This window comes from Pseudomonas chlororaphis subsp. aurantiaca (genome assembly GCF_013466605.1).
In the GTDB taxonomy this organism is placed as follows: Bacteria; Pseudomonadota; Gammaproteobacteria; order Pseudomonadales; family Pseudomonadaceae; genus Aquipseudomonas; species Aquipseudomonas chlororaphis_I.
This window is the reverse complement of record NZ_CP059162.1, coordinates 2,171,909-2,196,068: the sequence shown is the minus strand read 5'-3', so window position 1 is coordinate 2,196,068 and position 24,160 is coordinate 2,171,909. Positions and strand designations below refer to the sequence as shown.

Sequence of the window (24,160 nt, the reverse complement as noted above, 5' to 3'; positions counted from 1 at the left end):
TAAGGCATGCGATGCAGCCGGGCTGGCCAATCCTAAGAGGTAATAGCGGACAATTCAGGGTGGCACCGTCTGAAAATGTAGAGCATTTTTCTGATGCCCATCAGGGATATATAGAAAACACCTCGTCACAATACAAGCATCGGCAGATGGTCATGAATCGCTGGTCACCGTCCGCCAAGGTAAAGTACCTTCAGAGACTACACTTACCCTCACATCGCGATAGGAAATCGGAATGAGTAAGGTCGATGAACTCGCCGCAAGGCTGAAACAAAAACAGGACGGCTGGGCCAAGGAAGACATCTCGGCAGACAAAGCCATTGAGCTGTGGCCTGCGCAGGTCTATGAGATGTACCACCAGGTCGAGACCTGGCTGACCCCCCTGTCAGAGGTCGGCCTGAATATCCGGCGCGTCCCCACTCGCGTGTTCGAGAGCCACCCCTCTGGTGCCACCTTCAACTATGCCATCGATCAACTGCTGATCGAGGGCAACCATCAGAGCATCCTCCTCGACCCCATCGCCCGCTTCACCACGGGTGGCGCCGGGCGTGTCGAAATCCATGGCAAAGGCCCGGAGCGCTATATGCTGCGCAGCGGCAGCGAGCATGGCGAGGGGCACTGGCTGATCCAGACGGTTCCAGGTCCCGGTAAAACCAGGCCGGACCCGCTCGAACTCAATGAAGACACCCTGCTGTCGGTGATCCAGGAAGGCCTGGATCTCTGACCTCCGCTCAAGCGACTGCCCCTTCGGGCAGTCGCGCTGCTGAAGCCGAAGGCTAGACCCGCCGCGCCGCACAATAGGCCACTATCACCTGGGACAACGCGGCCACTATGTCCTGATCGGCATCCTTGGCCGTGAACAGCCGAAACTCCGCGTCGGGCAATGCCGGCAAACCATGTTCTGCCCCTAACACCGCAAGCCCCTGCCCCAACTGACTGGTCGCTATCGGCGCCACCGCAAACCCGGACAGGGCCGCCGTGCGCAACGCCGCGTTGCTGGGGCAAAGCATTGCCGTACGCTGGGCGATTCCCGCTTGCGCCAGACGCTGCAGGGCCACCGCCCGATAAGGGCATGGCTCGGGAAACAGCGCCAGCGGTAGCGGCGTCGGAAAACGACCAGCCAGATACGCGGAGCTAGCCCACACCAGCGGTTCCTGCCACAGCAGCAGGCCCGACTCACGGGTTTCACACAGCGAACCGATGACCACCTCAAGACCGCCCTGCTGCATGCGCTCCAGCAGCGTGCCGGGAATATTCACCTGGATATCGATTTCCATGCCCGGGTACTGCGCCGCGAACTCCTGCAAAAGGCGCAGCAGGCGGGGCTCTACAAAGTCCTCGGACATGCCGATCCGCACCCGGCCGTGAAACGGCAAACGCGTCAGCTCGGCCCAGGCATCGCGGTTCAAGGCGAGGATGGCGCGGGCATAGGCCATCAGGCGCTCGCCATCGACAGTCAAATGCTGGGAACGCGTGGTACGGGTCAACAGCGGCTTGCCGACCAGCTCTTCCAGGCGCCGCAGATGCCCGCTGACCGCCGACTGCGTCAGATGCAGCCGTTCAGCCGCACGGCTGAAGCCTTCCTCGTCCACCACCGTCACAAAGGTCTTGAGCAACAGAACATCGAACATATAGAGATACGTGATCAATCAACCATTTATTTACGATTTATATTCCGTAATACGCTATGTTGCAATACCGGCATTCCTCATCCGAGATGCCGTCATGACCCGCCTGCTGCATATCCAATGCTCCCCCCGCAAAGAGCGCTCCGCCTCGCAACAAATCGCCCGCGGTTTTATCGAGCGCTACCAGACCCACCATCCCCATACCGAAGTCAGCACCCTGGATCTGTGGAGCCTGGACCTGCCGGAGTTCGACCAGCACGCCATGGACGCCAAATACGCCGGCCTGCAAGGCATAACCCTGTCCCCCGACCAGCAAGACGCCTGGAACACCCTTGAAACCCTCGCCGCCCACCTGCACACCGCCGACCTGCTGGTACTTTCCGTGCCCCTGTGGAACTACAGCATCCCCTACAAGCTGAAACACTTCATCGACCTGGTCACACAGAAAGACATCCTCTTCAGCTTCACCGCCGAACACGGCCTGCTCGGCCTGCTGCACAACAAAACCGCGGTCGTCGCCTACGCCCGCGGCCTCGACTTCTCACCGCAATCCGACACGCCTGCGAAGCACTTCGACTTCCAGAAGCCCTACGTCGAGGCCTGGCTGAAATTCGTCGGAGTCACCCGGGTGCACGCGCTGATCGTAGAAAAGACCATCCTGGGGTATGAGGTGGATCAGGCGGCGCGGCAAGCGGCTGGGAATCGGGCTCAGGAGCTGGCGGACAGCTTCAAGTGATTCAAATGCAGAGAAAATTCGCCTAACCGAGTAGCTATCGAATCACACAAAAAGCAGGCGACCTTAAGGCCGCCCGCTTTTTATTAGCCTGCCGCTGTTCATACAACCAATCGAAATGTAAGAAACGAAGACCATTCATCCTCCTGGTACGCGCGCCCTTCCAACCCCGGAACTCCATTCCTGATAAACTTCCCCTCCTTCGCCTCACCCATCCAGATTGCCCAATGCTCTTATCTCCTGCTCCAACTGCCTCGCCAGCCCTCTCCCGCCGCTTCTCTGTGGCACCGATGATGGATTGGGCATAGTTTCTATAGAGACCCCGACATACAAGGCCTACAAGTTCGACACCCGAGGTCTATACCAACTTTGTACCAAGCTTCTAGCAGTGGACCTACTGATGGCTGGCGACCCCCCATCAAATCCGCCGCCGACGAACCATCACTTTTTGAGACAAGGTGGCCAGGCTTGCGTGTCCCGCATACCCTGTACAAGCAAAACATACGAAGCGCTAGAGGTTAGGGAACGTCACTCAGGAGGCTACAGCGCATGTCAGTCACAATAGAGCAAGTTGCCGAATTCATCTTCGCGTATACACGGAAGTATCGTAGCGCTTACGCCAAGGCCACCGCACCGCAACCAGAAGGACCTGGCTATCCAAAATTAGTGAGATCCGCCTACCTAGACGCTACGAATCTTCAGGTTTACGTAGCGCAAGACGGAGTTGTGATATCCGTTGAAAACGAACCCTCACACCAATGGTACATTGCTGGCGGACCGGCTCTTAAAGTCGATTATGAGCCGAGCAAGACCCCAAATGCAGTTACCAAATTCTTAAACGACCACCAACTTCTTGGAAAACCTATTGGGATTTACAGGATAGTAACCAAAGTTCCTCTAGCCTCATGCATATGGCGCGGTCGAATTCAAAACATCGAAAAAGAACTGACAATCGCAAACGACGAGCTTGATTTAAAACTTAATCTCAAGCAGATTAACTCGCCCTTTAAAAAAGTAGTTAATATACTGACCTTTGGGGCCTTCGGCTCCATCCTTGACCCAAACTTTCATGACGGCACGGTGGATTTTGGAAGCCCGCACATACTTAAAAACTTAGGATTCTTTCCCGCAGATCTAAACAATAGAAGGTTTTTTGAGCATATTGAGGTGTATAGTCATGCCGATGAATCTGCGTGGGATACACGTTTGATAAATCTGCGCGTTCAGCAGGATCTCCGCCGAGATATCGGTTCAGCCTTGGCTGCAGCTGGGCGTGAACCCGGCGGAGGCACGATGTCATTCGGCGGCGAACCGCAATGGCTTGAGTCCTATAATAACCGGCTTGATTCTTTAAAAACCGCTATCAGCGACCTTGGAGATGCGTTGAGATTTCAGCCTGAGGGCATTGAATCTGTATTTCACGAAATCTTAGAAAAGCACCCTGTGTTACTGGACGTTTACGGCTCTTGCGAAAGCAAGCCTGAGCTTAGCTATCCTCACGGCCAGACTTCCCCCATCGGAAAGACAAAGCTTCAGCCAGACTTCATAATCCGATATCCCGATCAATCTTACAAAATGATCGAAATCGAACGCCCCTCAAAACAAATCGCCACGACGCAGGGACAACCCAGAGCTGAGGTTGGCCAAGCCGTCTTCCAAACAGCCGAGTGGAAACATTATATAAAAACCCATTACCAACTTGTTGCATCGCGCTATCCAGGCATCCAATCAAAATGCAAGACTTCCGTTATTATGAGCCGCTTTACTCAGCAGCATTTTAAAAGCGTATCCGATGCACGAGATTACATGGGACTGATGATGGAGCAGTTCAACATCGATGAATTCCTAACCTTTGACGATCTCTTGGAGCGGGCAATTACCGCCTATACCATGCTTTCGGGATTGCCCCCAGAGCAAGCAGGATACTGATACCTGCGCTCTCGGGTCATCACATCGTTTCAGCAAGGCATTCATATCCTGATTGTGATCTCGTATTAACAGTAAAGCCCCTCAACCCCACGAATGCTTGGTTTAAGGGGCTTTTTTACGTCCGCGTATGCACACTGTAATCGGCAATGGATTGGCATAGATTGGCGACCGGTTTGCCCCACGCCTAAATCTAGTGCCAGCTTTCCGCAGGGTGCCCTAAAGTTTGCAGATTGAAGTCCGCTATCGCTTTAAAGAGTGACTCGGCCAAGACGCGAAGACGCTCCACTTCCTGAGCAGTGCTGTCCAATGCTTGTGCATCATGGTACCGATGTATCGCCTCGATCGTTTTATGCATTAGCGGATCGTCGAGCAGGATCATGTTCGTCAGATCTTTTTCATTCTGTCGCCTCCGACATCCACTATAGCTAGCCTGATTCGACAGCCAGAGATAGGGATTCGAACCCGACCGAAGGACTCGGCAGGCCGCGATAGACCTGTATTTGCTGGGTCAAAAAGCAGTACTTGTGGGCTGTCGCGGCCTATTTAGGCCCCAGTTATGCCCTAAATTTGCCCTAACCGCTGCTCCGTTTTACTCGCATATTTACCCCTACAGTAGGTTGCACACCTCCACACTTGCCATTATCTTGCCAGCAACCTCCATGCGCCATCATCGAAGGACCTCTCATGGCTGCTACCCATAAAATTGCCCCAACCAACCCCCGCCTATCGTCGCTCCTTTCAGATGTGGCACGCGGCAACATCAAAATTCCCGTCTTCCAGCGAGAGTATGTTTGGTCCGATGAGCAGATTATGAGCCTGTTGGACTCCATTTACCGTGGCTATCCAGTCGGCTCGCTACTGTTATGGTCTACTAAAGAAAAGCTTAATCATGAGCGAGATGTCGGGGGGTTTAAACTTCCGATAACACCCGAAGATTATCCCGTCAACTATGTTCTAGACGGACAGCAGCGTTTAACAACTCTTTACGGCGTGTTCAACTCTGACACTGATACTGCCGACCCTGAGCTCGCAGCACGTTTTAATGTTTCGTTCCTCCCTTCAACAGGCGAATTCATCCACACATCCATAGCCCCTAACAATTCGATTAATCTTCGAAACATCCTCGACACAACCAAACTACTCCCAGAGCTGGCAAGATTTGGTCAAGAGGAAGGCAAAACAATTGCCGAACTCACAGAGCGCTTCAAAGACTATGAATTTCCAGTAGTAACAATAAAAGACCGCACGAACCAAGAAGTTTGCCGCGTTTTCCAGAGAATCAACTCTTCAGGTACTAGTCTTAGCACACTAGAGTTACTCGCCGCCTGGACCTGGTCTGAGCAGTTTGACCTCCGGAACGAAATCGAACAGCTTCTAGATACGCTCGCCGATAAAGGTTTCGAGCAGATTGAAGAATCACTGCTTATGCGATGCCTAGCAACCATCACTCTTAACAGAATTGACGCCGACGAACTGGTGGACGTGCCGGCCGAGCAGCTAATTGAAGGGATGTCAAAACTCAAACAGGCTATGTTCTGCTGCACCGACTTTCTTGAAAAACAGCTTCACATCAAGAACTTCGTGTTCATCCCATTCCCAATTATGCTCGTACCTCTCGTCACCTTCTTCTCTCGTACACTGAAGCCCAATGCACTGCAAGTTATCGGCCTCAAAAAGTGGTTTTGGCATTGCGCCTTCACGCAAAGATACAAGGCCGGCACCAACAAGCAGGTCTTGGCAGACATTGATAAGATGGAAAAGCTTTCTAATAACGAAACCCCCTTCGATGACTTAGATGATAAAATTGAAAGCAACCTTTTCAAGAAGTCTTGGCGCATCAATACCACGGCTGCAAAAACTACAATCTGCTTACTGGCCCAACTTCAGCCCAAGAGTTTTCTGAACGGTCAGAACATCGAACTCGGGACAACTCTAGCATCTTACAACTCTCGCGAATTCCATCACATTTATCCAAAATCGTACTTACTTGGGCAGGGCATTGGGTTCCACGAGTCAAATATCATAGCAAACATCTGCTTACTTAATTCCTCCGACAACCGAACCATATCCGACAAAGCCCCAGATGCGTACTTTGGAGAAATCAACGAGGCGATTAAAGCGATAGTCTTTGAGGCCGCGCTGATTCCAGAAGGTTTTCACAATGGCGATAGGCCCTATGCAGACTTTATTAATGCAAGGGCTGAGTTATTAACAACGGCCGCAAGAAACCTTATCAAAAACGGCACACATCCGTAACAAGACGTTCAGATAGTTACTTTAACTGCGTTCGAGCATTAACAAAAGAATGCGCTCAACCTATGTTTATCGAAGTTGAGCGCCTTTTTTAATTCGTCAGTGCCGAGCGAAGCTAGCTTAGGATGCTTCCTTTATGATCAAGAAATTACTGGCATTATTGCTTCTTTCACAACTGATGGCATGCTCGAACCAACCATCCAGCGCCTACGAAAGCGGCTGGACAAACAGCACCAATGAAAATGCATACGCAACCTGCGGCGTCTATCGGGTTAAGAAAGGGATGCAAGATCCAAGCGTGATGCAGCGCCTGGTCACATCTCGAGCACTCACAATCGAACAAGCCCAGCGGGCCATTAGGGCAAACGTGCAAGCAGGCGATCCAGAGTGTCTGGCCTATGCAGCATATGGATTAGATCGATACAAGATCATCATCCAAAAAAACTCCAAGGGGGAAGATATTGGAAAAACAGCGATCTATCGCTGCACTCAAAGTGACGTTCCGTGCCCTGGAGTTGCCGTTGGTTTTTCAGATGGTAAAGTGACCAGCACGACCATCACAAGTGATTGAGCGCACTTTGCAGCGAGGATGGCCACTCCCCTTATTCAGCCTCCAGACCTTTAACTGAGTCAGTTGGACAGAGCTCTAACATAAGCCTGACACGCCGCTAACGCGATCAATCCTTGGTCGCCTTCTCCGGTGATTCCGACAATTCGTCGAGCATGCGCTGGGTCAAGTTGGGCACGTAGGGCTCCATCCACCAGGCCTCCGGTGCCGGCGGGCGCTCGCATCCCACCGTCACAACTCGAGGTGGCAACGGATCCGGCGTCGAGTAGGACTGACAGCCGCAGATCAGCAGTAGCCAGCCGATCACGTAAACGAGCCTGGGCTTGTTGAGCATCGTTCATCTCCTTCCAGTGGGTTTGGTCCTGCGTCTGCAGGCGATCTTCCAGCGCGCGCCGGGCCTTCTGCTGAACGTCCAGCTGGCCGAGCGCCGCCTCTGCAGCACCCTCACGCTCTCGACTGTGCGCCAGGTCTTTTGCCGCAACCTGTTGCTCATACCCTGCCGCTTGCCTTTCCAGTTCATCGGCCTGCCACAACCACGCGAGGCGCGCACCAACTGCAGCGCCGAACACCAGGGCCAGCACGCCCCATCTCCAGTCCAGGGACATCAGATCAGCACCTGCTCGGCACGCTTGTAGATCGCCATGCGGTCATCCAGCCCGTTGAGTCCGCCGTTGATCCGCCGGGTGATGGCCTCGAACGCCGACGGCCCCTTGTCGGCCAGCGAGTTGAGGCCGGCCAGGTGCCAGAACCAACCAGCCGAGTCGGCAGCATGCTCCGGACGCTCGAGTAACTCGGGATGGTTGAGCAGATCGAGGCCCAACGCTTCGCCGCAACGCTGGTAGTTGGCACGACCGGTCACTTGAATCAGGCCACGGCCGCGATACTTTTGGCCGTCGCCGTCGGCCTCGAGCGTGTTGCCCAGCCGCGCCGCGAGCTTGCCGGTGTCGTACTTGGCCAGGTACTGATCGCCGCCCAGCTCGCGGACGTAGCGCAGCTGGCCAGACTCATGGCCGACCTGAGCCAGGAACGCACGCTTGCGCAGCGGGGTGACGATGCCCCACTTCACCATCGACGCGTTCAGTACGGGAAGAAAAACGCCGGCTTGGGTGCCGGCGTTGGGGAGGATCTGTTGCAGTTGCTTGAGAGTGACAGTCATCTTGAATCTCCTGCTGTGGCCACTCAGGCCGGTTTCACATCGACCACCTTCAGTGGCTTGTCGGATTTCTTTTTCTTGCCCTTGGCCTTCGCCTTGCCCTTCTTGCCACCGTTGCACTCCACCGCGGTCGACCAGCCGGAGGCATCGAAGGTCTGCTCGACGCTGTCGACCAGGTACTGGCCATCCAGCCCCTGCTTGAACCCCTGGGCATTGATCAAGCGCTCGGCGAACAGGTCGGTGCGCCCGGGCATCTGCAAGCGCACACTGGCAGTGGTGCGGTTGAACGCCGCGAGCTTGGCTTTGGCCGCCTGCTCAGCTGCTGACTTGTTCGGGTAGATGTGTCGATCGGTGTGCACGCCCGGCAGCCCCGAGGGGGCGTCGTCATTACCCAGCTCGACCACCACCAACTTCCCGGTCTTCTTGTCCTGGTGCTGGGTCTTCACGGACTTCTGTGCGCTGCGATCCCCGAGGCGGAACTGCCACCGGCTCACGTCCGCCGGCGCGATAGTGACCACCCCAAAGGTCTTGCCGCTGGCACCCTGACTGGCTTCACGGGGCAGGACCAGCAGCTTGCCGTCCGCGACTTTCGCGGTGCAGTCGTACTGCTTGGTCAGGCGGGTGATGAAGTTGAAGTCCGACTCGTTACGCTGGTCGACTCGGTCGACCTTTGTCTGCACGGGGCAGGCCGGTGCCCAGCCGTTGCGGGCCGCAATGTCGCGGACGATCTGCGACAGCGGCACGCCCTCCCAGCTGCCGCTGCGCGTGGTCTTACCGCTGCCGCGCATGTCACTGGCCTTGCCCCGGATGACCATCTCGCGCGGCGGCCCAGAGACTTCGATCTCGTCGACGGTGTACCGCCCGAGGCGAGCCAGCGCCTGCCCCGCATAACCCAGGTAGACCTCGATCCGCGCGCCTCGAGCGGGCAAGGCGACCGCGGCATCACGGTCATCGATCCGCAGCTCGAACTCGTCGGAGTCCATCCCCGGCTTGTCGGTTGTTCTCAGCAGCAACAACCGGTCATTGATCAGCGCCGTGATGTCCGCGCCATCAGCGACGATGCGAAAGGTGGGTTGCATATGCACTCCAGAATGAAAGAGCCCCGCACTGGGCGGGGCTCGTTGAGGGCTGGGGGTTACCCCCACAGCTCGATGGTTTCGATCGATGGCGCAGCAAGGTCGGGCAGCACGATCACCACCCCGGTGCGGTAGGGCTGCGGCTCATCGGCCAGACCCGGATTCTCCTGCAGCACCAACTCGACCGTGCCGTTAAGGTGCCCGTAGTGGTGGTAGCACAGGGTGTCGAGCAGATCCCCCTCAGACGTTCTGCATGTCGTTGCCATACTTCACGAACTCCAGTGAGAAACCCTGTTTGCGTGGGATGCCGCCAGCCAACAGCGCGCCCTGCTCTTCATCGACGCTCAGCAGGCACCAGGTGCCGAGTACGTCACCGTAACCAGTGACCAGGCTGACCGGTTGCAGCCGGCGAGCGATAGCGCGAAGGGTGTCCAACTGCTTGATCCCCCCCTTGAAGCCGGGATAGATCACCCCCTTCAACGTCATCTTGTCCTCGCCCTGCCCCACCGCCTGTTGCGCGATATCCCGCGTCAGGCGTTCCTGGCCGGCCCAGCGCGCTGCCGTTTGCCGTCGCAGCTCGTCGAACGCAGCGGTGTCCAGATTGAAGTAATACGGCTGCAACTTGGCATCGAGCGGCTGCAGGATCAGCAGATGTGGGAAGGGCTTGATCGCCTCGGCCGCCGGCGTCGCCAGCGATGCGAGCGCGCTAGTCGGCAGGATGTTGGCCAACGACGGACTAACCTGGCCGGCCATCCGGTTGATTGCCGCCGACGCCTTGCCGGCCTGTTCTTTCAGCAAGCCGAGACGGTCTTGCACCGCCGCGGCGCCACTGACCACCTGGCTGTAGGTGGAAGCCACCCGCCCTACGTTGGATTGGGCTGCGCTGATCGCCCGCATGGTGCGCTGCAGCTTCTGGCCAAGGGCCGGGCCAATGATCGGCAAGCCCTCCAACTCGGCAGCAGCACCCGTCATATCGCTCACCGCACCGGTCAGCGGCCCGAGCATGCCGTCAAGGCTGGTACGGCCAGCCTCCCCCGCGGCAATCAACGACGACAGCGTCGACTGCATTGACTCGCTGTAGGCCATAGGACCTCCTTAGACATGGGGTTCATCGAACAATTGACCAGCCGCCTTCCGTGCGAGGTTCTCCCGCGACCAGGTATCCCAGCTATTGCGGATGAGCCCTTCGAGCGAGCGGAACAACTGTTGCGGATCCTTGGCATCACCTTGAACGGTGATCGGCATATTCGGCATGTAGGAGAACTGCTGATCGACTTTGGGCGGTTCAGACTTGGGCTTGGCCTGCTCGAGCGCCTGGGCGACTGCCGGAGCTGTCGGTGCCGGCGCTGCAGCTGCAATCGAGCGAGCCACGTCACCAGGCGCCGCGCCCTTGTCCTTGTCGGCCTTGGCCAACTGCTCGTCCTCGCCGAACAGCTTCTTGCCGAGCCAACCACCTATGCCCTCCCCGCCCATACCGCCGAAGGCCGCACCAATGGCACCCCCGATGGCGGTACCAATGATCGGTACGACCGAGCCAATCGCCGCCCCTACAGCACCGCCAGCCAGGGCACCGGCCAAACCGCCCGCCGCGGTGCCGTAGCCTTCGGCTTTCTCGTCCTGGGTTTTCGCGTTGAGGGCCGTGTCGACAAAGGTCATGCCGGCATCGAACACTTTCCCGCCCGGCAGCTTCCCAACGAACTTTGAAGCCTTGCCGGCGGCGCCTAGCACCCGCCCCATCCGCCCGACCTGCGTCGAGGCCGGAGCCATGCTCACCGCAGCCGATACAGCCGCGCCACCGACACGACCTCGTCGGCGCCGACGGCGACGCCTTCCGCCTGGCTCTGGAGCTCCTGCCGACGAGCCTAGCCCGCCGAGATCCCTGGCATTGACGACGAAGACTCGCTGCGGCTCATTGCCGAGCACGCCTCCTGCATCGTTTGCAGCAGCTCCACCAAACACTTTCCCCAGTACACCGAGGCCAGCATCCACCGCCTTGTTGCCAGTCTCCGGAAGACCACCTCCAGCACCGCGCCCCATCCGCCGACCGCGCGCCACATTCAAGACGCCGCGCCCGATCTTCGCCGTGCTGTACAGGGTGATCAGCGCACCGATACCAGCAGTGATGCTGGCAATGCCCATCACTACGCCCGGCGCCTTGTCCGACAGCTCCGTCAGTTTGCGTGCCACAAACTTGATGCCCAGCCCGAGTTTGTCCGTCACCGGGCGGATAGCGTTACCGACGCTGCGCATGCCGTCATCGATCGACTGCAGTGTCTCTTTCCAGATCTGCGACGATGTCTCGCGCCGCTCAGCCAGGTTCTTATCCAGAATCCCGGTGGCCTTGGTCGAGTCGTTCTTGAGCTGGGTATACAGGCCCCTATTCTGCGCGTAGGCCGTGAGCGCCGCCTTGACCTGCATGTCCGCGAACAAGTCCCCGGTACGCAGGGACTTCTCCAGCGCATCCAAGGCAGCCCTGGCCTTCTCCGGGTCAGCTTCATTGCTGATTCCGGCTTGGGCATCCTTGATCTTTTTCGCCTTGGCCGGGTCCGTGGCTTCGACATACTTCAGTGCCAGGGACATCGACGACTCAATCGTCGACATGCCCTTCTGGATGCCGGTGTTCAGCGAGGCCTGGTAGTCGATGCCAGCCTTTTTGTAGGCATCGACTACCTCACCAGACCCAATCTTCTCGATCCAGTTTTTGAAGTTGTTCGCCGCCTCATCCGAGCTGCCGGCAGTTTTCATCTGCACCTGAAGCATCGAACCCAGAGACGTCACCGCCTCTAGCCCTGTGCTGCCGCTCTTCTCCATGCCGGCCAACAGTTGCGGAAACCAGCGAGCCATGTCACTGGCCTCAAAGCTACCCGCCTGGCCCTGGTACGCGATGGCCTCGAGCGCCTGCTGCATGACCTTGGGGTCGGTGATCTTGGCGTTCTGCTGCAGCGCCATGATCATCGATGCCGTATCCACGCCACTGGCGCCCTGCCCGACCGCGAACTTGGCTGCGGTAGGGGCATAGACCAGCGCCTTGTCCAGCTCCATACCGGCACCGACGAGTTGGTTAACCAAGTCAGCAACGTCGTTGCGCGACATGCCCGTATCCTTGGCCGTATCGATGACCGTCCTGGTCAGCTGGGCCTCCTCGGGCTTGTTGGCCACGTCGGCCTTGATCGCAATGTCACGGATCACGGCCTGGTAATCCGCGCTGATCTTCGTCGGGACCGCGGCCATGCCAACGCCGACAACCGCGGCGCCGATGTTTGACTTCAGCGAAGACTTGCCCGCATCGATCTGCTGCCGTCCCTTCTGCTGCAGATCTGCTGCCTTCGCTTCACGCCCAAGGCGCTGGTACTCCCGGGCAAGGCGCCCGACCTCGACACCCTGTTTCTTCAGGGCATCGAGATTGCCCTCCAGGCGACGCAGCAGACCAGATGCCGCTGCCGACCCGCTGTCATGGGCCTTCTTCCATTCGTCCCTGAGCTTGATCGTTTCGCCGATGGTGTTCTTCAACACCTTGGCCCGGTTGCCCTTGTCCTCGAGCTTCTTGATATGCCCCTGGGCAGTGCCGAATGCCGCACCAAGCGATGCTGCAACGGCACCGCCGATTTCCAGCGCTATCGCCAGCTTTGCCATGCGCTACCCTCCTGCAGGCTCAATCCGTGAGCCACCAGACGATGTCCATCCAGGACATCACCGAGATCTCTGCCGCCGAGAAGCCCAGCTCCGCAGCCAGCCGTTTGGCCAGCTGCTTCTGGGTCTGCGGGTCAAAGCTCGTCGTCTTGCACCAGACGAAAATAGCCGGCCTGTAGACGGGTGTAGTCCTTCAGAGCCAAGCCTTCGAGATCCTTCACACTGACTTCGGCCAGCGAGGCGAACAGATTCAGTTCACGCTGCTCATCATCACCATCGGCGGTGAGCTGGGCAGCCCTGATATCTCGAACAGTCGGCGCCCGCAGGGTCAGCGTGTCGACCGTGACACCGTTGCACTCGCTCGGCTTGCTCAATTTGACGGCTACACGGTCGACGTCGACCTGCAGGAAAGCGGGGATTTTCTTGGTCATGGAAGTGTTGTCCTTATCTGTGAGGGGTTACAGGCCCAGGGCCTGGCGTTGCGCGGCGAGCTGGTCGACACCGTTGATGACCCGCTTCATGCCCAGAGCATCGATCTCGTAGACCACGCGTCCGTCGACCTCGAGCTTGTAGTAGGTCACTGCGACGTTGTGCTTGATCTCGGCCTTGTCACCTGGCTTCCAGTCGCCCATGTCGACCTCTTTCAACGCCCCGCGCAGGGTGACGATGACCGGTGTGATCTTTCCCTTGAGGCCCTTGTAGGCCCCGCGGAAAGTGCCGTTGAAGGCGGTGCCATCAGCCAGGCCGAAGAACTTCAGCGATTCGCGGCGCACGCCGGTGGTGGTGAAGCCGGCCTCCTGCTTTTCCATGCCCTGGTCCAGCTCCACCGGCATGTCCATGCCACCGGGCCGATGCTCTTCCATCTTCAGGGTGAGCTTGGGTAGGGTCAGGCTGGGCACGTCGCCTTGGAAACTGACGCCATCGACGAACAGGTTCAGGTTGGCCAACGTTTCGGGAATCATTGCCATCGGGTTCGCTCCTTATGCGGCGGTGTCGAGTACTTCGGTCAGCCACTGGTCGGTGACCTCGACGCGGAAGTTTGGGTTTTCAGCAGGCGGGACGTCGGTAAAGCGGATGTTCCAGTACACCTTGCCCTGCCCCAGTTGGCTGGCCGTGTTCAGCTCGGGGTCTGCGAAGACCTCGAAGTTGATGATCGCGCCCTGGTTCTTCAGGTCGCGCATAAAGGCCTGCAGACCCTCGGTGACGTCCTTGACGTAGGTGGCAGTGATCGAGCGGTCGACGGCCCATTTGTGGCCGTAGAGAATCGCGTCCATGACGATGTCCATGGTCCGCACGCGAGTGACGAAGGCCCACTTCGGATCACTCGACAGCGTGCGGTTGCCCCACAGGCGGTAGCCGTCGTCGCGAATGATCGTGGTCACGTTGGCGTTGTTCAGCAGGTTCGCCCGGCACGTCTCGTCACCGTCGAGAAACTCGACCGGACGCGTTGTACCAGTGATGCCGACAAACTCTTTGTTCGAGGGTGAAGCCCAGAAGCCGTACTCACTGTCGGTCCAGGCGAACAGGCCGGCGACATAGGCCGAGCTGGGCGCGTTGACGGTCGCGCTGGTGTCCGTGTCCCAGTACTGCACACCAGGATCGACCAGAAAGCCCCGCCTGGCGCCGAACTCGCCGGCATAAGCGATGACCGCTTCGTCGGTGGTGTTCGGGCCGTCGAGGATAGCGAGGCCGCGCAGCTTGTCGGCCAAGGCCACCAGCGCGGTGCCCACGGCTTGTGTTGCGCTGTACTTCGGTGTCACCAGCAACCGCGGCTGGGCGTTGAAGCGGCTCTTACCGTCGAGCAACGCCTGCATACCGGTACGCCTGCCGTCGGCCAGCACACCGCCGATGATCGCCGAAGCCTGTTCGGCATCGCTCTCCATCTTGGCCACGCCACAGGCGACGATGACCGCTTTGGCGCGGGTATAGATAGCGCGACAGGCCTTGGTGATGTCCGAATTCAAACCGAACGCGGCAACCGCCTCGCGCTCGTTGGTGATCAGCACCAGGTCATTGACCTTGGCGGTGGCATCCGCGCCAGGGGTGAAGGTGTCGACCAAGCCAATGATCGATGACGACGGCAGCGCGATGGTGCGCGCTCCGGTATCGACGTTCGTTACGGTAACGCCGTGAAAGAAGCCACTCATTAGAGTCTCCAGATACGAAAAAGCCCCGCATGAGCGAGGCTTGGGTGGGTGATAATTTCAAATGGCGGAAATGAAAACGCCCCGTCAGTGCGGGGCGTTTATTGGAGCTGGTCAGCCAGCCATTCAGGCGCAGGCGGGCGATGTTCGATCAACGGGAATTCGCCCGCTTCCGGCCAGTTGCGAAGTGCCCGGCGATACGCCTGAAGCGCAGCGTACTGGCCTGCTGAAAGCGTGGTTGCGACACCCTCTTCAATCTCGTCGCGATGACGCGAAACAACACCATCCGTTTCTGCTAACTGCACATCACGCCAGTCTCGTTCAACTGCCGCGAGAAACTCCGGGGATGGCGGAGGCGGATCAGCAAGCACCGGGCGCCCATCATCGCCCCAGTCAATAACCTTGCCTTCCGCCTGCCCAGCCCCCAGCGCAGCGTGTTCATCAGCAGAAATTTCTACAACGTCATCTGGCATAGAAGCATGAATAGACACGTCAAAAAAACTGCGAGTGGATTTTGATGCGAACATAAATTCCCCCTTTAATAGCCGATGGCGAACCATTCAAAAGAAAGGGCCTGGGCGACACCGGCCTGGCCTGACGGCGACAGCGTTGTATAGAACGTAGCGTTTTGAGCGGTGTAATCGCCGACACTTGCTGTCGCGTTGTACGCCCCTTGGTTCCTCGGTGTTGTCAGCACTCGACGGCACGCGTTTGGGAACTGGATAGGGAACGTAACAAGCACAGTACCAGACGCATTAGCTGTTCCGAGACCCCATTGAAAAACCAAGCCGCCCGGCATCTTCTGGAATCCAAAATTTGTTAGCTGAGCAATGCCGGCGCCATTTGTTGCCAGGATTGTCGATGCAGACAAATAGATAAATTCGATCGCCGAACCCGGCTGGATCGTGACAGAACTCGGATCAGCCCCCGCCAAGGGAGCACCAAAAGCCATCCCAGCAGGCGCCTTTACGGTAATTGCATTCGTTGCAGCACCGCACTGTATGTAAAACGAAACACCGGGCCGCACCGTTGAAAATGCTGGAAGAGTTATCACGCCATTAGAAGCTAAAATATTTGCGAGAATCACGAAGCCAGCATCAGCCGCCGTTAGCGCGACGCTTGCATCAATAATTCTCACGCCAGCTTTACTGCCCAATGACCGCTGCACAAACTCCGAAGTTGCAGACCGCTGACTGCTATCGAACTGCGGCGGTGTGGGAGTAGTCGGCGTACCCTGAAAAGCCGGAGAGTTGAGCGGCGCAAAACCTTGAGTGATGTTCTGAAACACCAGGGCCGTCGAGCCGAGGACGATCGCCCCGTCTGTCACCAGCTGCCAGCGCGTGTCGGCCAGGGTCGTACCCTGCTCGACAGATACAATCAGGGCCGAAGTAACCTTGGAACTGGCGTCAGCATCCGCCGCCCGAGCCCAGGCCCCCGCCGCCGCAACATACAGTCCGTTATCCTTGGCCACGGCCTGGCTCTTCACCAGTACCCGGTCGCCCGCCACCAGGGCGATGCCGTCGATGGTCTGAAGCCCAGCCAGCGCGATGTTGACTGTGGTGGCCACCCGGACAGACTGCTTGCTGTCGAGCTTGTACAGCTCTTCCAGGATCCGCTGATCGACATACTCGCGAGTCGCCAGCACCACGGCCGGGTCAATCTTCAGCGTGATATTGCCAGTGCTGGAAACGATAAAGTTCATCCGCACGACTTGAGTACGGCCAGAGCCCTGCGACAGCACAGGCTTGAAGCTCGGCGCACAGTTGGCCACCGCTACCAGATCCCCGTCAGCGTCATACAGACCGATTTCGCGAATCCAGTGCCCGCCTTCGTCCGCCGGGATAATCTGCTCGGCGATGATCACTGCCGGGTTGACCGGGTCAACCCTGAGCTGATTCAGCGGTCGCCGGCGCCATTCGTTAATCAGCCGTGTTTGCGCTGCATTGGGGATCGGGTCGGTATCGTTGGCATCCCCTACCCCCATATCTGTAATTTTCCAGGGAATGCCGAGCGCGTCGGCGTTCGCCTGTTTGGCCATGCCTACGTTCGTGAGGATGGCGAAAAACTGCGAATTCGCATCAATCATAATAAACGTCCAGGGTGTCTATGGAGTGTTCGCGTCCGACCACGCCGAAAGCGCCGGTGACTTCAATGTCACGCATGACGGGCGGGTAAACGTCGATTTCGTCGCCTTCGTACACAGCGACACTGATGTTCAAAGCCCCTTGAGTTTCAAGGCTGATTGCAAGTCCCGTTAGGTGCCTGCCGACGGGCTTGGCGTCATCGATCAGGCGCTCCAGCTCCTGATACATTTCTTCGGTGATCCCGGTCTCAAGCACACCGACCTTGAGCGCAAAGGTTCCAGGCACACCTTCGGGCACGGTGTTGAACCACTCGATGATTTCGATCAGGTAACCCAGCGGCTCGACCACACGCCGCAGAGCCCCGATGGTGCCTTTGTGCGCATGGATGTAATACGAGGCCTTGATCGCCGCGCGCTTGACCGGCTCGCTCCAGCTCGGCTCCCACCTGTCAACCGACCAGGCCCAGGCAAGGTACGGCAACAGATGAACCGGGCAGGTGTCGGGGTTGTACAGCGTTCGAAGCGGGATCTCGGTCACTTCTTCCGTGGCGACTTCAATGCCCCGCTCCAGCAGGGTGCTGTTCAACGGCAGCAGACTTTTCATGTCAGCTACCCCGCGTCACGCTGACGCTTTCGCACCAGGCCGCTTGTGCTTTGGTCGGGCGGATATCCGACCAACCCATCAGCTCCACCCGGCGGACGCCGGCAATGTGCAACTGGGCATCCACCCCTGACCGCGCCACCTCTTGCCCCAACCGGCGCCGGGGATTCACCCAGGCCTCGAGGCGCTCCTTGCATTCAGCCAGGATGGCTTCGTTCTCAGGCCCAGTGCCCGACATGTACACAACAGCGTCCACCCGGTACGGCAGGATCTCAGCAGCCCGAACAGTGAGCCGGTCGGCTACTGGGCGCACATCGTCATCACTCAAATACACCCGCACCGCCTCCAGCAAATCCGGAGAAGCCAGTCCCGTGCCTTCCAGATCCAGCACGGTGACGACCACTTCGGCCGGGGCCGGGCTCTCTGCCGTGGCGTCTGCCACACGCCCCGAAGCATTGCGCGCATGCAGGATGTAGCTGTTTCGCGGGCCGGCGGTGGTCAGGCCCTCATAGACCAACTGCACGCGCTCCCGCAGAGCATCGTCGGCCTCGAGAACCTGTTCCACCGGAGGCACCACGTTCAAGTCCTCAGCCTGCACCACCAGCCGCTGCAGGTTCACATTGGCGGCCAGCTGGTCGAGATCGGCCTTCGTTGCATAGGCCAGTAGCAGAGACTTCGCAGCATCGTTGACCCGCGCACGGTTCTGCATCCGGCGGAACGCGCTCAGCTCGAGGAGTTTGGTAATCGGGTCACTCTCGAGAAACGCATCCCACTTGTCCCCCATGTACTCGCGGAACCGCTGCAGCTCCTCTTCGTACAACCTTTCGAAATTCAGGCCTTCCAACACCTGCGGCGGCGGGAGCTGCGATAAGTCCACTGCGCTCATACACTCACCTCCATCACTGCGCTGTCACCCAGGTACTCGCCGGTCAGCTGCAAGCTGATCTGCCCATCGACAACGGCCACAACGCGCACGCGCTCCAGCCGTAGCCGCGGCTCCCACCGGCCCAGAGCCCGGGCGACCTCGGCCTGTACCGCGCTCTTCCAGCCCTCATTCACCGGCAAGTCCACGTAGCGGCGTAACTGGCACCCGTACTCCGGACGCATCCGCCGGCTGCCGACCGTGGTACCGAGAATGTCCTCAATGGACTGCCGCAGGTGCGCCAGGCCGGAGACCGGCTGCCCCGTTCGACGATCCATACCGATCACAGTCAGGCCTCCTTGAAGTCGGGCCGGTTGCGCATGTAGGCCAGGCCAGGGGCATCATCGCCCGCGAGGGTGACCTGCCCCTGTACAACCTCGAGCACCAGCCAATCGGGCAGGACCAGCGTGCGCCGAGAGTACTCCTGGTCGATGAAGGTGACTGCCTTGCTGGATTGCGGTAAGGGCTCGACAACCTCACCGGCTTCTTTTTGTGTCTTGGCCATGGAACCTCCAGGCATAAAAAAGCCCGCGCTGGGCGGGCTCTGGTCAGTGTTTGTGATTTGCCGTGTTGCCGGCGGTGTCGATGATCCGGCCACCTCCGTTGATGTCGCCCGTCACCGTGAGCGGACCGTTGATCGTCACTTGGCCGGTCAATGTGATTGTGTCGGCCTGCGCGCTGATGCTGCTGGACTTGGCCGTGATGGCAGCGTCCGTCAGTACCGCCTGCGAGGCGCCCACCCGAACGCTCACCGTGCCGCTGGGCAACTGAATGGTGTAGCTCTTGGCCTTCCAGTCGTAGATCAGCGAGCCGCCATCGTCGAAGCGCCAGGTCTCGACGTGGTCGCGGTTGTCCGGCTGGGCACCGGCGTTGCCGTACAGCCCCGGCACGAAGGTGCCCTGAGCGGGATCGCCGCTCGGGCTGATCAGGGCACCCTGCTCGTCCAGGCTCGGTGCCCGCCAGTGACGTGCCTTACCCGCTGCCTGGCTGTGCCAACGCACCCAGGCGCTGGTCCAGTCGCCGCCGTCCGAGACTCGGACCATGCCGGCGGCGAGATCGACCGCGACTACCCGACAGGGGATCACCAGACCGGCCAGCATGCGGTCGTGCATTGCCGATGCGAAGCTCACTCCATGGCCTCCGGTGGCAGGTAACTGCCTTCACTGCCTGGGCCGGTGTCGGGAGCAAAACCCCAGACAAGCGAGCCCGGTGGCTGATTGGGCCATGGCCACTCTTCCGTACCGAGGTAGATGACCTGGGTCCACTCGACCACCCACGCAGCCAGACCATCCAGTTCTGGCCTGCTCCAGTCTGGCTCAGCACGCACAAGCTGGGCCGGCTCAACCTCAAGCCCCCAGGTCTGCATACGCAACAGCACCGCCAACTGAGCAGCGATATACGCCGCGACGTGCAGATGATCGTCATGCTCGGCACCGACAATCGCCCGTGCCTCGAAACGCGCCTCGATCGCCACTTCGCCCGTGCCTGGGTCATGGTCAGCGGGCTCGAACCCGGAAAGCTCCAGAACAATCCCAGGGACGGCGATGCTTTGAAGCATCCCTGGCATCGTGCCCACGTAATGCAGGCCAGGAATGGCCTGAGCTATGGCCTCCTCCATCGCGGCGTACACCCTCGCCAGAGGGATCGGATCATCAGCCATTACCAGTTCTCCGTGAGAGTTTGTGCATCTCGAAATTCAGCTCCTGCTCCATCACCACCAGCAACCGCTGGTGCGCCTTGTTCGTCCATGACTCGAAGTGAGGCCTCACCTCCTCGAGCGAGATCTTGGCCTTGGCCAGCGGGAAACGACTGTCGTTCTCGGCGATCCAGCCCGAGCTGGCACCACCCGCTTTCGAAACCTCGCTCTCGGGATAGTCACTGGCTCTGAAGTGCTTGCTGGCCGTGCGGATCCAGATATCCGGCGTGCCGCCGTAGACCTGCCGATAGAACGCGCCCTGGTATCGACGCCCCGCCACCGAGACACCGGCGCGGGTCTGCCTGGCCCGGCCAGCACGGCTGGCCTCGATCGGGTTGAGGCCGAACCAGAGTCTGCCCTGTCCATTGCTGCCCACCGTGTAGGCCCGCAGGCGCTGCCGCACCGCCGCGATGGCAATGCGCTCCTGCTGGCCTACCGAACGAGCGACATGGGTGCGCAACCAGCGCAAGGTCTTGTTGATGGCCCGGCGCTGGGCTGCGCTGACGGCCTTGGGTACCAACCCGGCAAACTGCTCGAACCCCTTCACTTGTCGAGGGTTCGCCTGCAGCGTTATCAGGCCGGTGTCGGAGGACTGCTTGTGATAGCTGCCAACATTCATCGAACCTCCCGCAAAGCGAAATTGATCCAGCCCGTGCCGTCCGGGTCACGCTTGGCGATGATGTATCGTCCACCGCCATCCGCAGGCGCAAGATCGCAGACCAGCTGCTGACCTTCCTTGATACCCGCGGCGTCACCCACACGCACAGAGAAGACAGGTTGACGAAGGCCGGTGTTGATCGTGCCGACCTTGGGCTGCTGCCACGGCACGGACATGAACCCCTTCACCGGCTCGTCGAAACCCTCGATCTCGACCTCATCACCCAGCTCTTCCAATAGCGCAGCATCCATGCCCACCACCTGATCACGGAAGGCCACGGTCAGTCACCGCCTTCCTGAGCATCCTTCGGCAACTGGCCACGGCGAGCGATCTTGCCTTCGCTCACCAACAGATCGGCGACCTCCTTACTGGGCGGGTCGTAGACCTCACCCTGGCGGATCACCTTGGCGCCGTCCTGAAGACAACCGTCCACCACTACGTATTCCGTTTTCGCAGCCATGTCACACCACCTTCGCGTAGAGGAAAGCATTCGGTTCCAGCATGCCGGCCAGAGGAGCCGACTGGAGCTTCAACCAACGCACGCTCGGCTCCTGGGTGACCCAACTCTTGGGGAAGCGCGCCGCTTCGACCAGACCGCTCTCGATGGCTTCCAGATCCTGAATGGCCGCGTAGAGCATGGCGTTGCGGGTCGAGGTAGAACCCAGAATCAAGCCGCCAGCTGGAATCACCGGCTGTTCGGTATCGGCTGCGTCCAGGTACCACTCGTCGTAGACGTACAGATCGATGCCCGGATCGTTGAGGTAACCGAGGTAGGTCACCCCGTCCGGCAGTTCTTCAGGCTTGATCATGCCCATGTCCACGCGCCGGCTGTTCAGTTGTGCCAGCACCGTCTTGTTGCTCTGGAAGGCGTCCTGCGCCTCGGCGCTCAACACCGCCACGTTTGCCGATCGACCGGAATCCTTGGCGATCAGACGGCGCCACTGGCGCATATTGGCGATCGGGTCAGAGCCCTCGGTGTTCCAGCGACCGGTGGCCAGCGTGACCTTGTGGGTGTCTTCCATAAGGAAGTCGATGGTGTCATCCACACCGTCGCCGACTACCCGGATACGTCCGGTAGTCAGCGCTTGGGCGCACATCCACTCCTCGCGGCGAGTGATCTCGTTATCGAGGTCTACCAGGTCGCGGCCGAGCAGCTCACCGGCCCGCTCAAGCGGAGTGCGTGTCGAGAACGGGGTCTCGCCCGCCCCGCGCTTCAGGATCAACTCTGCACGGGTTTCGCGCTTCGGCTGAATGTACGGCGGCTTATAGGTCGAAGAATTGATGCCGGAACGCTGCGACACACTGCCTGGCAGGGTCGGGTGTACGAACGGCGCCATCTTGCGCTGACCCTTCACGATGTCGATGGAGACCGTTTCAGTGCCGAAGGTCTCGGGAGCGCCGCCGTTGAAGAAGGTGTTCATGAGGAAGCGCCGCGGCGTCGCCATCTGTTCGACGGCTTCCAGCATGGTCAGGGTGTCGAAAATGTCAGTCATGGGTGCTCCGATCAACGAATGAAGAGGCAGAGAGGACGCAGAGCGGCCTTCGCAGCGGCCAGGGTCAGGCCCTCGCCAAAGGTGAGTTGGCTGCCCAGCACCTGGCCGGTCAGACGGATCGGCGCGCTCTTGGCGCCGTCGGTGGTGTCGACGTCCTGGTCGAGGATCACCGCGGGCGTCTGCGAGCCGTCCTCGGCAGCGGCCTTGCACAGCAGGTACTCACTGGTGGTGGTGACCTGGCCCAGCACCGCACCGCGGGCCAGCTTCTGGCCAGCTGCAATAACGCCGGTGTCCATCACGATGGGGAAGTCGCCCGCCGAGAGCTGGCTCGGCAGGTAGGTATTGCGTTCGGGGTTGCTCATGAAACTCTCCTTCAGCGGCGCGACGCGCCGGCCACAATGGCGCTGACAGCGGCTTTGCGGTCAGCTTGCTTACTGTCAGTGGATGGGGAAGTGCTGGTGACGCCTTGGGCATCGCCCTTGATGGCAGCCAGCGAGATACCGCGGTCCTGGGCCGCTTTGAACAGCACCAGGGCGGTGGCTTCTACAGAGCTGCCATCGTCGATGGCCGCCCCGACTTCCTTCTCGAAGCCTTTGGCGGCCAGGGCGTTGATGCCCTTGATGCGCTCACGCTCGGCGGTGGCAGCCTCGGTGCGGATCGCCGCGGTGTCAGGCTGGGCCGCCTGAGCGATCTCGATGGTGTTGGGGTCGGTGCCAGCTGCAATCGCCGTGCGCAGTTCTGCCGTGGTAGTGACGGTGGTCATGGTGTGTATCCTTGGGGAGTTGAGGGCCGGCTTGGCCAGTTCAGTGATCAGGGATTCGAGCGAGCCCACGCGATGGGCCAGGCCGTGCTTGACGGCGTCGGCACCGACGCGGATCCCGCCGTGATCGCCCATCTCGGGCACCTTCTCGGCAGCCACGCCGAGGTTGCGGGCAACCTTGCCCACGAAGACTTCGCCCAGGGCGTCGATGGTCTCGCCCAGCTTCGCCCGGCCCTCCTCGGTGTTGAGGTCCGGGCGCTTGTTGGGGGCATTGCGGCTAACGATCTGGTAACGGGTCCGCCCGCTCACCTTCTCGTTCTCGACTACCGCCTCAACAACGACGCCGATGCTGCCGGCCAGGCTGGCCTCGTCGATGACAATTTCGCTGGCAGCCGAGGCAATCCAATAGGCCGCGCTGGCACCGATACCGCCGATGTACGCGACGATGCGTTTGCGAGCGCGGCCGGCATAGATCATCTCCGCCAGCTCGTTGATACCCGACGCCACGCCACCAGGGCTGTCGATGTTGAGTACGATCGACCTGACCTTGGGGTCATCCAGCGCTCGCTGAATGTCCGTGGCCAGGATCTGCGTACTGGTCGCACCGCTGATCTCGGTGAACAGGTTTGCGTAGCGGAAGATCGGCCCAACGATGGGCACCACTGCCACGCCGTTGCGCATGGTCACCTTGCGGGTGTCCTCCAGCTGCTCGCCGCGCTTGGTCGCCAGCGCCACCGGATCGCCCATGCGGTCGGAGATGGTCAGCAAGTTGTCCAGCGCGTCGGGCAGCATCAGCCAGGGCTGCGAGGCAGCCAGCTCAAGTGCTCGAGGCATCT

30 protein-coding genes are annotated in these 24,160 nt (G+C 59.6%); 5 read left to right on the top strand and 25 right to left on the bottom strand.

Annotated elements, in window-relative coordinates; genetic code table 11:
- Positions 1-232: 232 nt before the first annotated feature.
- Entirely contained in the window at positions 233-721 is a 489-nt protein-coding gene (locus H0I86_RS10080) for a hypothetical protein (protein ID WP_180924896.1), read from the top strand.
- A 52-nt stretch (positions 722-773) separates the two neighbouring features.
- Here the strand turns inward: H0I86_RS10080 and H0I86_RS10075 are convergent, their stop codons facing one another.
- A complete protein-coding gene (locus H0I86_RS10075) occupies positions 774-1,628 on the bottom strand; it encodes a LysR substrate-binding domain-containing protein (RefSeq protein ID WP_180924895.1) in 855 nt (284 codons plus the stop codon).
- A gap of 94 nt (positions 1,629-1,722) precedes the next feature.
- Between H0I86_RS10075 and H0I86_RS10070 the strand changes: the two genes are divergently transcribed.
- On the top strand, positions 1,723-2,361 hold the full coding sequence (locus tag H0I86_RS10070) for an FMN-dependent NADH-azoreductase (RefSeq protein WP_180924894.1): 639 nt from the start codon (positions 1,723-1,725) through the stop codon (positions 2,359-2,361).
- A 546-nt stretch (positions 2,362-2,907) separates the two neighbouring features.
- A complete protein-coding gene (locus H0I86_RS10065; RefSeq protein ID WP_180924893.1) occupies positions 2,908-4,287 on the top strand; it encodes a Shedu anti-phage system protein SduA domain-containing protein in 1,380 nt (459 codons plus the stop codon).
- A 190-nt stretch (positions 4,288-4,477) separates the two neighbouring features.
- Here H0I86_RS10065 and H0I86_RS10060 read toward each other — a convergent pair whose 3' ends face one another.
- Positions 4,478-4,666: a hypothetical protein gene (locus H0I86_RS10060; RefSeq protein WP_180924892.1), complete on the bottom strand. Its 189-nt coding sequence runs from the start codon at positions 4,664-4,666 to the stop codon at positions 4,478-4,480.
- A 305-nt stretch (positions 4,667-4,971) separates the two neighbouring features.
- Here H0I86_RS10060 and H0I86_RS10055 point away from each other — a divergent pair, with 305 nt between their 5' ends.
- Both H0I86_RS10055 and H0I86_RS10050 read left to right on the top strand, forming a co-directional pair.
- The gene (locus H0I86_RS10055; protein WP_124301738.1) at positions 4,972-6,543 is read left to right on the top strand and encodes a GmrSD restriction endonuclease domain-containing protein; all 1,572 of its coding nucleotides are present in this window, start codon (positions 4,972-4,974) and stop codon (positions 6,541-6,543) included.
- 133 nt (positions 6,544-6,676) lie between these two features.
- Positions 6,677-7,111 carry a hypothetical protein gene (locus H0I86_RS10050; RefSeq protein ID WP_180924891.1) on the top strand — a complete coding sequence of 145 codons (435 nt, stop codon included), beginning with the start codon at positions 6,677-6,679 and terminating at the stop codon, positions 7,109-7,111.
- A gap of 59 nt (positions 7,112-7,170) precedes the next feature.
- On the opposite strand, the gene H0I86_RS10045 is transcribed toward H0I86_RS10050, so the two are convergent.
- The 23 genes from H0I86_RS10045 to H0I86_RS09935 form a co-directional block, all read right to left on the bottom strand.
- Positions 7,171-7,713, bottom strand: a complete 543-nt coding sequence (locus H0I86_RS10045) for a lysis system spanin subunit (RefSeq protein ID WP_124301740.1) — start codon at positions 7,711-7,713, stop codon at positions 7,171-7,173.
- Positions 7,713-8,264: a glycoside hydrolase family 19 protein gene (locus H0I86_RS10040; RefSeq protein WP_180924890.1), complete on the bottom strand. Its 552-nt coding sequence runs from the start codon at positions 8,262-8,264 to the stop codon at positions 7,713-7,715. Before H0I86_RS10040 ends, H0I86_RS10045 begins: the two co-directional genes overlap by 1 nt.
- Before the next feature lie 23 nt (positions 8,265-8,287).
- Positions 8,288-9,340 carry a phage late control D family protein gene (locus H0I86_RS10035; protein ID WP_180924889.1) on the bottom strand — a complete coding sequence of 351 codons (1,053 nt, stop codon included), beginning with the start codon at positions 9,338-9,340 and terminating at the stop codon, positions 8,288-8,290.
- A gap of 56 nt (positions 9,341-9,396) precedes the next feature.
- Complete coding sequence (locus tag H0I86_RS10030; protein WP_180924888.1) at positions 9,397-9,603, bottom strand: tail protein X; 207 nt, start codon at positions 9,601-9,603, stop codon at positions 9,397-9,399.
- Positions 9,578-10,423: a phage tail protein gene (locus tag H0I86_RS10025; RefSeq protein ID WP_180924887.1), complete on the bottom strand. Its 846-nt coding sequence runs from the start codon at positions 10,421-10,423 to the stop codon at positions 9,578-9,580. Before H0I86_RS10025 ends, H0I86_RS10030 begins: the two co-directional genes overlap by 26 nt.
- Before the next feature lie 9 nt (positions 10,424-10,432).
- Positions 10,433-12,970, bottom strand: coding sequence for a phage tail tape measure protein (locus H0I86_RS10020; RefSeq protein ID WP_180924886.1), 2,538 nt, complete (start codon positions 12,968-12,970; stop codon positions 10,433-10,435).
- A gap of 131 nt (positions 12,971-13,101) precedes the next feature.
- Positions 13,102-13,398 carry a phage tail assembly protein gene (locus tag H0I86_RS10015; protein WP_009047529.1) on the bottom strand — a complete coding sequence of 99 codons (297 nt, stop codon included), beginning with the start codon at positions 13,396-13,398 and terminating at the stop codon, positions 13,102-13,104.
- A 27-nt stretch (positions 13,399-13,425) separates the two neighbouring features.
- Positions 13,426-13,935 carry a phage major tail tube protein gene (locus H0I86_RS10010; RefSeq protein WP_009047528.1) on the bottom strand — a complete coding sequence of 170 codons (510 nt, stop codon included), beginning with the start codon at positions 13,933-13,935 and terminating at the stop codon, positions 13,426-13,428.
- Positions 13,936-13,947: 12 nt separating this feature from the next.
- A complete protein-coding gene (locus H0I86_RS10005) occupies positions 13,948-15,114 on the bottom strand; it encodes a phage tail sheath subtilisin-like domain-containing protein (RefSeq protein ID WP_180924885.1) in 1,167 nt (388 codons plus the stop codon).
- Positions 15,115-15,212: 98 nt separating this feature from the next.
- The gene (locus H0I86_RS10000) at positions 15,213-15,638 is read right to left on the bottom strand and encodes a tail fiber assembly protein (RefSeq protein ID WP_180924884.1); all 426 of its coding nucleotides are present in this window, start codon (positions 15,636-15,638) and stop codon (positions 15,213-15,215) included.
- Between the two features lie 11 nt (positions 15,639-15,649).
- Positions 15,650-17,197 (bottom strand): phage tail protein, encoded by a 1,548-nt coding sequence (locus H0I86_RS09995; protein WP_180924883.1) that lies wholly within the window; start codon positions 17,195-17,197, stop codon positions 15,650-15,652.
- A complete protein-coding gene (locus H0I86_RS09990; RefSeq protein ID WP_180924882.1) occupies positions 17,190-17,798 on the bottom strand; it encodes a phage tail protein I in 609 nt (202 codons plus the stop codon). The genes H0I86_RS09995 and H0I86_RS09990 overlap by 8 nt, the downstream gene beginning before the upstream one ends.
- Position 17,799: 1 nt before the next feature.
- Positions 17,800-18,681, bottom strand: a complete 882-nt coding sequence (locus H0I86_RS09985) for a baseplate assembly protein (protein ID WP_180924881.1) — start codon at positions 18,679-18,681, stop codon at positions 17,800-17,802.
- On the bottom strand, positions 18,678-19,004 hold the full coding sequence (locus tag H0I86_RS09980) for a GPW/gp25 family protein (RefSeq protein WP_009047523.1): 327 nt from the start codon (positions 19,002-19,004) through the stop codon (positions 18,678-18,680). The genes H0I86_RS09985 and H0I86_RS09980 overlap by 4 nt, the downstream gene beginning before the upstream one ends.
- Before the next feature lie 2 nt (positions 19,005-19,006).
- Complete coding sequence (locus tag H0I86_RS09975; RefSeq protein WP_041983216.1) at positions 19,007-19,222, bottom strand: hypothetical protein; 216 nt, start codon at positions 19,220-19,222, stop codon at positions 19,007-19,009.
- A 43-nt stretch (positions 19,223-19,265) separates the two neighbouring features.
- Complete coding sequence (locus H0I86_RS09970; RefSeq protein WP_180924880.1) at positions 19,266-19,847, bottom strand: phage baseplate assembly protein V; 582 nt, start codon at positions 19,845-19,847, stop codon at positions 19,266-19,268.
- Positions 19,844-20,377, bottom strand: a complete 534-nt coding sequence (locus tag H0I86_RS09965; protein WP_180924879.1) for a hypothetical protein — start codon at positions 20,375-20,377, stop codon at positions 19,844-19,846. The genes H0I86_RS09970 and H0I86_RS09965 overlap by 4 nt, the downstream gene beginning before the upstream one ends.
- The gene (locus H0I86_RS09960; protein ID WP_180924878.1) at positions 20,370-21,032 is read right to left on the bottom strand and encodes a hypothetical protein; all 663 of its coding nucleotides are present in this window, start codon (positions 21,030-21,032) and stop codon (positions 20,370-20,372) included. The genes H0I86_RS09965 and H0I86_RS09960 overlap by 8 nt, the downstream gene beginning before the upstream one ends.
- Entirely contained in the window at positions 21,029-21,349 is a 321-nt protein-coding gene (locus tag H0I86_RS09955) for a head-tail joining protein (RefSeq protein WP_180924877.1), read from the bottom strand. Before H0I86_RS09955 ends, H0I86_RS09960 begins: the two co-directional genes overlap by 4 nt.
- Before the next feature lie 2 nt (positions 21,350-21,351).
- Positions 21,352-21,531 (bottom strand): hypothetical protein, encoded by a 180-nt coding sequence (locus tag H0I86_RS09950; RefSeq protein WP_009047516.1) that lies wholly within the window; start codon positions 21,529-21,531, stop codon positions 21,352-21,354.
- Position 21,532: 1 nt separating this feature from the next.
- Positions 21,533-22,564 carry a major capsid protein gene (locus H0I86_RS09945; RefSeq protein WP_180924876.1) on the bottom strand — a complete coding sequence of 344 codons (1,032 nt, stop codon included), beginning with the start codon at positions 22,562-22,564 and terminating at the stop codon, positions 21,533-21,535.
- Between the two features lie 11 nt (positions 22,565-22,575).
- Positions 22,576-22,926 (bottom strand): head decoration protein, encoded by a 351-nt coding sequence (locus tag H0I86_RS09940; protein WP_180924875.1) that lies wholly within the window; start codon positions 22,924-22,926, stop codon positions 22,576-22,578.
- Positions 22,927-22,937: 11 nt separating this feature from the next.
- Positions 22,938-24,158 (bottom strand): S49 family peptidase, encoded by a 1,221-nt coding sequence (locus H0I86_RS09935; RefSeq protein ID WP_180924874.1) that lies wholly within the window; start codon positions 24,156-24,158, stop codon positions 22,938-22,940.
- Positions 24,159-24,160: the final 2 nt, after the last annotated feature.

Coding starts and splice junctions, on each gene's coding strand:
- H0I86_RS10080 (WP_180924896.1), top strand. CDS start 233: ATGAGTAAGGTCGATGAACTCGCCGCAAGGCTGAAACAAAAACAGGAC.
- H0I86_RS10075 (WP_180924895.1), bottom strand. CDS start 1,628: ATGTTCGATGTTCTGTTGCTCAAGACCTTTGTGACGGTGGTGGACGAG.
- H0I86_RS10070 (WP_180924894.1), top strand. CDS start 1,723: ATGACCCGCCTGCTGCATATCCAATGCTCCCCCCGCAAAGAGCGCTCC.
- H0I86_RS10065 (WP_180924893.1), top strand. CDS start 2,908: ATGTCAGTCACAATAGAGCAAGTTGCCGAATTCATCTTCGCGTATACA.
- H0I86_RS10060 (WP_180924892.1), bottom strand. CDS start 4,666: ATGATCCTGCTCGACGATCCGCTAATGCATAAAACGATCGAGGCGATA.
- H0I86_RS10055 (WP_124301738.1), top strand. CDS start 4,972: ATGGCTGCTACCCATAAAATTGCCCCAACCAACCCCCGCCTATCGTCG.
- H0I86_RS10050 (WP_180924891.1), top strand. CDS start 6,677: ATGATCAAGAAATTACTGGCATTATTGCTTCTTTCACAACTGATGGCA.
- H0I86_RS10045 (WP_124301740.1), bottom strand. CDS start 7,713: ATGTCCCTGGACTGGAGATGGGGCGTGCTGGCCCTGGTGTTCGGCGCT.
- H0I86_RS10040 (WP_180924890.1), bottom strand. CDS start 8,264: ATGACTGTCACTCTCAAGCAACTGCAACAGATCCTCCCCAACGCCGGC.
- H0I86_RS10035 (WP_180924889.1), bottom strand. CDS start 9,340: ATGCAACCCACCTTTCGCATCGTCGCTGATGGCGCGGACATCACGGCG.
- H0I86_RS10030 (WP_180924888.1), bottom strand. CDS start 9,603: ATGGCAACGACATGCAGAACGTCTGAGGGGGATCTGCTCGACACCCTG.
- H0I86_RS10025 (WP_180924887.1), bottom strand. CDS start 10,423: ATGGCCTACAGCGAGTCAATGCAGTCGACGCTGTCGTCGTTGATTGCC.
- H0I86_RS10020 (WP_180924886.1), bottom strand. CDS start 12,970: ATGGCAAAGCTGGCGATAGCGCTGGAAATCGGCGGTGCCGTTGCAGCA.
- H0I86_RS10015 (WP_009047529.1), bottom strand. CDS start 13,398: ATGACCAAGAAAATCCCCGCTTTCCTGCAGGTCGACGTCGACCGTGTA.
- H0I86_RS10010 (WP_009047528.1), bottom strand. CDS start 13,935: ATGGCAATGATTCCCGAAACGTTGGCCAACCTGAACCTGTTCGTCGAT.
- H0I86_RS10005 (WP_180924885.1), bottom strand. CDS start 15,114: ATGAGTGGCTTCTTTCACGGCGTTACCGTAACGAACGTCGATACCGGA.
- H0I86_RS10000 (WP_180924884.1), bottom strand. CDS start 15,638: ATGTTCGCATCAAAATCCACTCGCAGTTTTTTTGACGTGTCTATTCAT.
- H0I86_RS09995 (WP_180924883.1), bottom strand. CDS start 17,197: ATGATTGATGCGAATTCGCAGTTTTTCGCCATCCTCACGAACGTAGGC.
- H0I86_RS09990 (WP_180924882.1), bottom strand. CDS start 17,798: ATGAAAAGTCTGCTGCCGTTGAACAGCACCCTGCTGGAGCGGGGCATT.
- H0I86_RS09985 (WP_180924881.1), bottom strand. CDS start 18,681: ATGAGCGCAGTGGACTTATCGCAGCTCCCGCCGCCGCAGGTGTTGGAA.
- H0I86_RS09975 (WP_041983216.1), bottom strand. CDS start 19,222: ATGGCCAAGACACAAAAAGAAGCCGGTGAGGTTGTCGAGCCCTTACCG.
- H0I86_RS09965 (WP_180924879.1), bottom strand. CDS start 20,377: ATGGCTGATGATCCGATCCCTCTGGCGAGGGTGTACGCCGCGATGGAG.
- H0I86_RS09960 (WP_180924878.1), bottom strand. CDS start 21,032: ATGAATGTTGGCAGCTATCACAAGCAGTCCTCCGACACCGGCCTGATA.
- H0I86_RS09950 (WP_009047516.1), bottom strand. CDS start 21,531: ATGGCTGCGAAAACGGAATACGTAGTGGTGGACGGTTGTCTTCAGGAC.
- H0I86_RS09945 (WP_180924876.1), bottom strand. CDS start 22,564: ATGACTGACATTTTCGACACCCTGACCATGCTGGAAGCCGTCGAACAG.
- H0I86_RS09940 (WP_180924875.1), bottom strand. CDS start 22,926: ATGAGCAACCCCGAACGCAATACCTACCTGCCGAGCCAGCTCTCGGCG.
- H0I86_RS09935 (WP_180924874.1), bottom strand. CDS start 24,158: ATGCCTCGAGCACTTGAGCTGGCTGCCTCGCAGCCCTGGCTGATGCTG.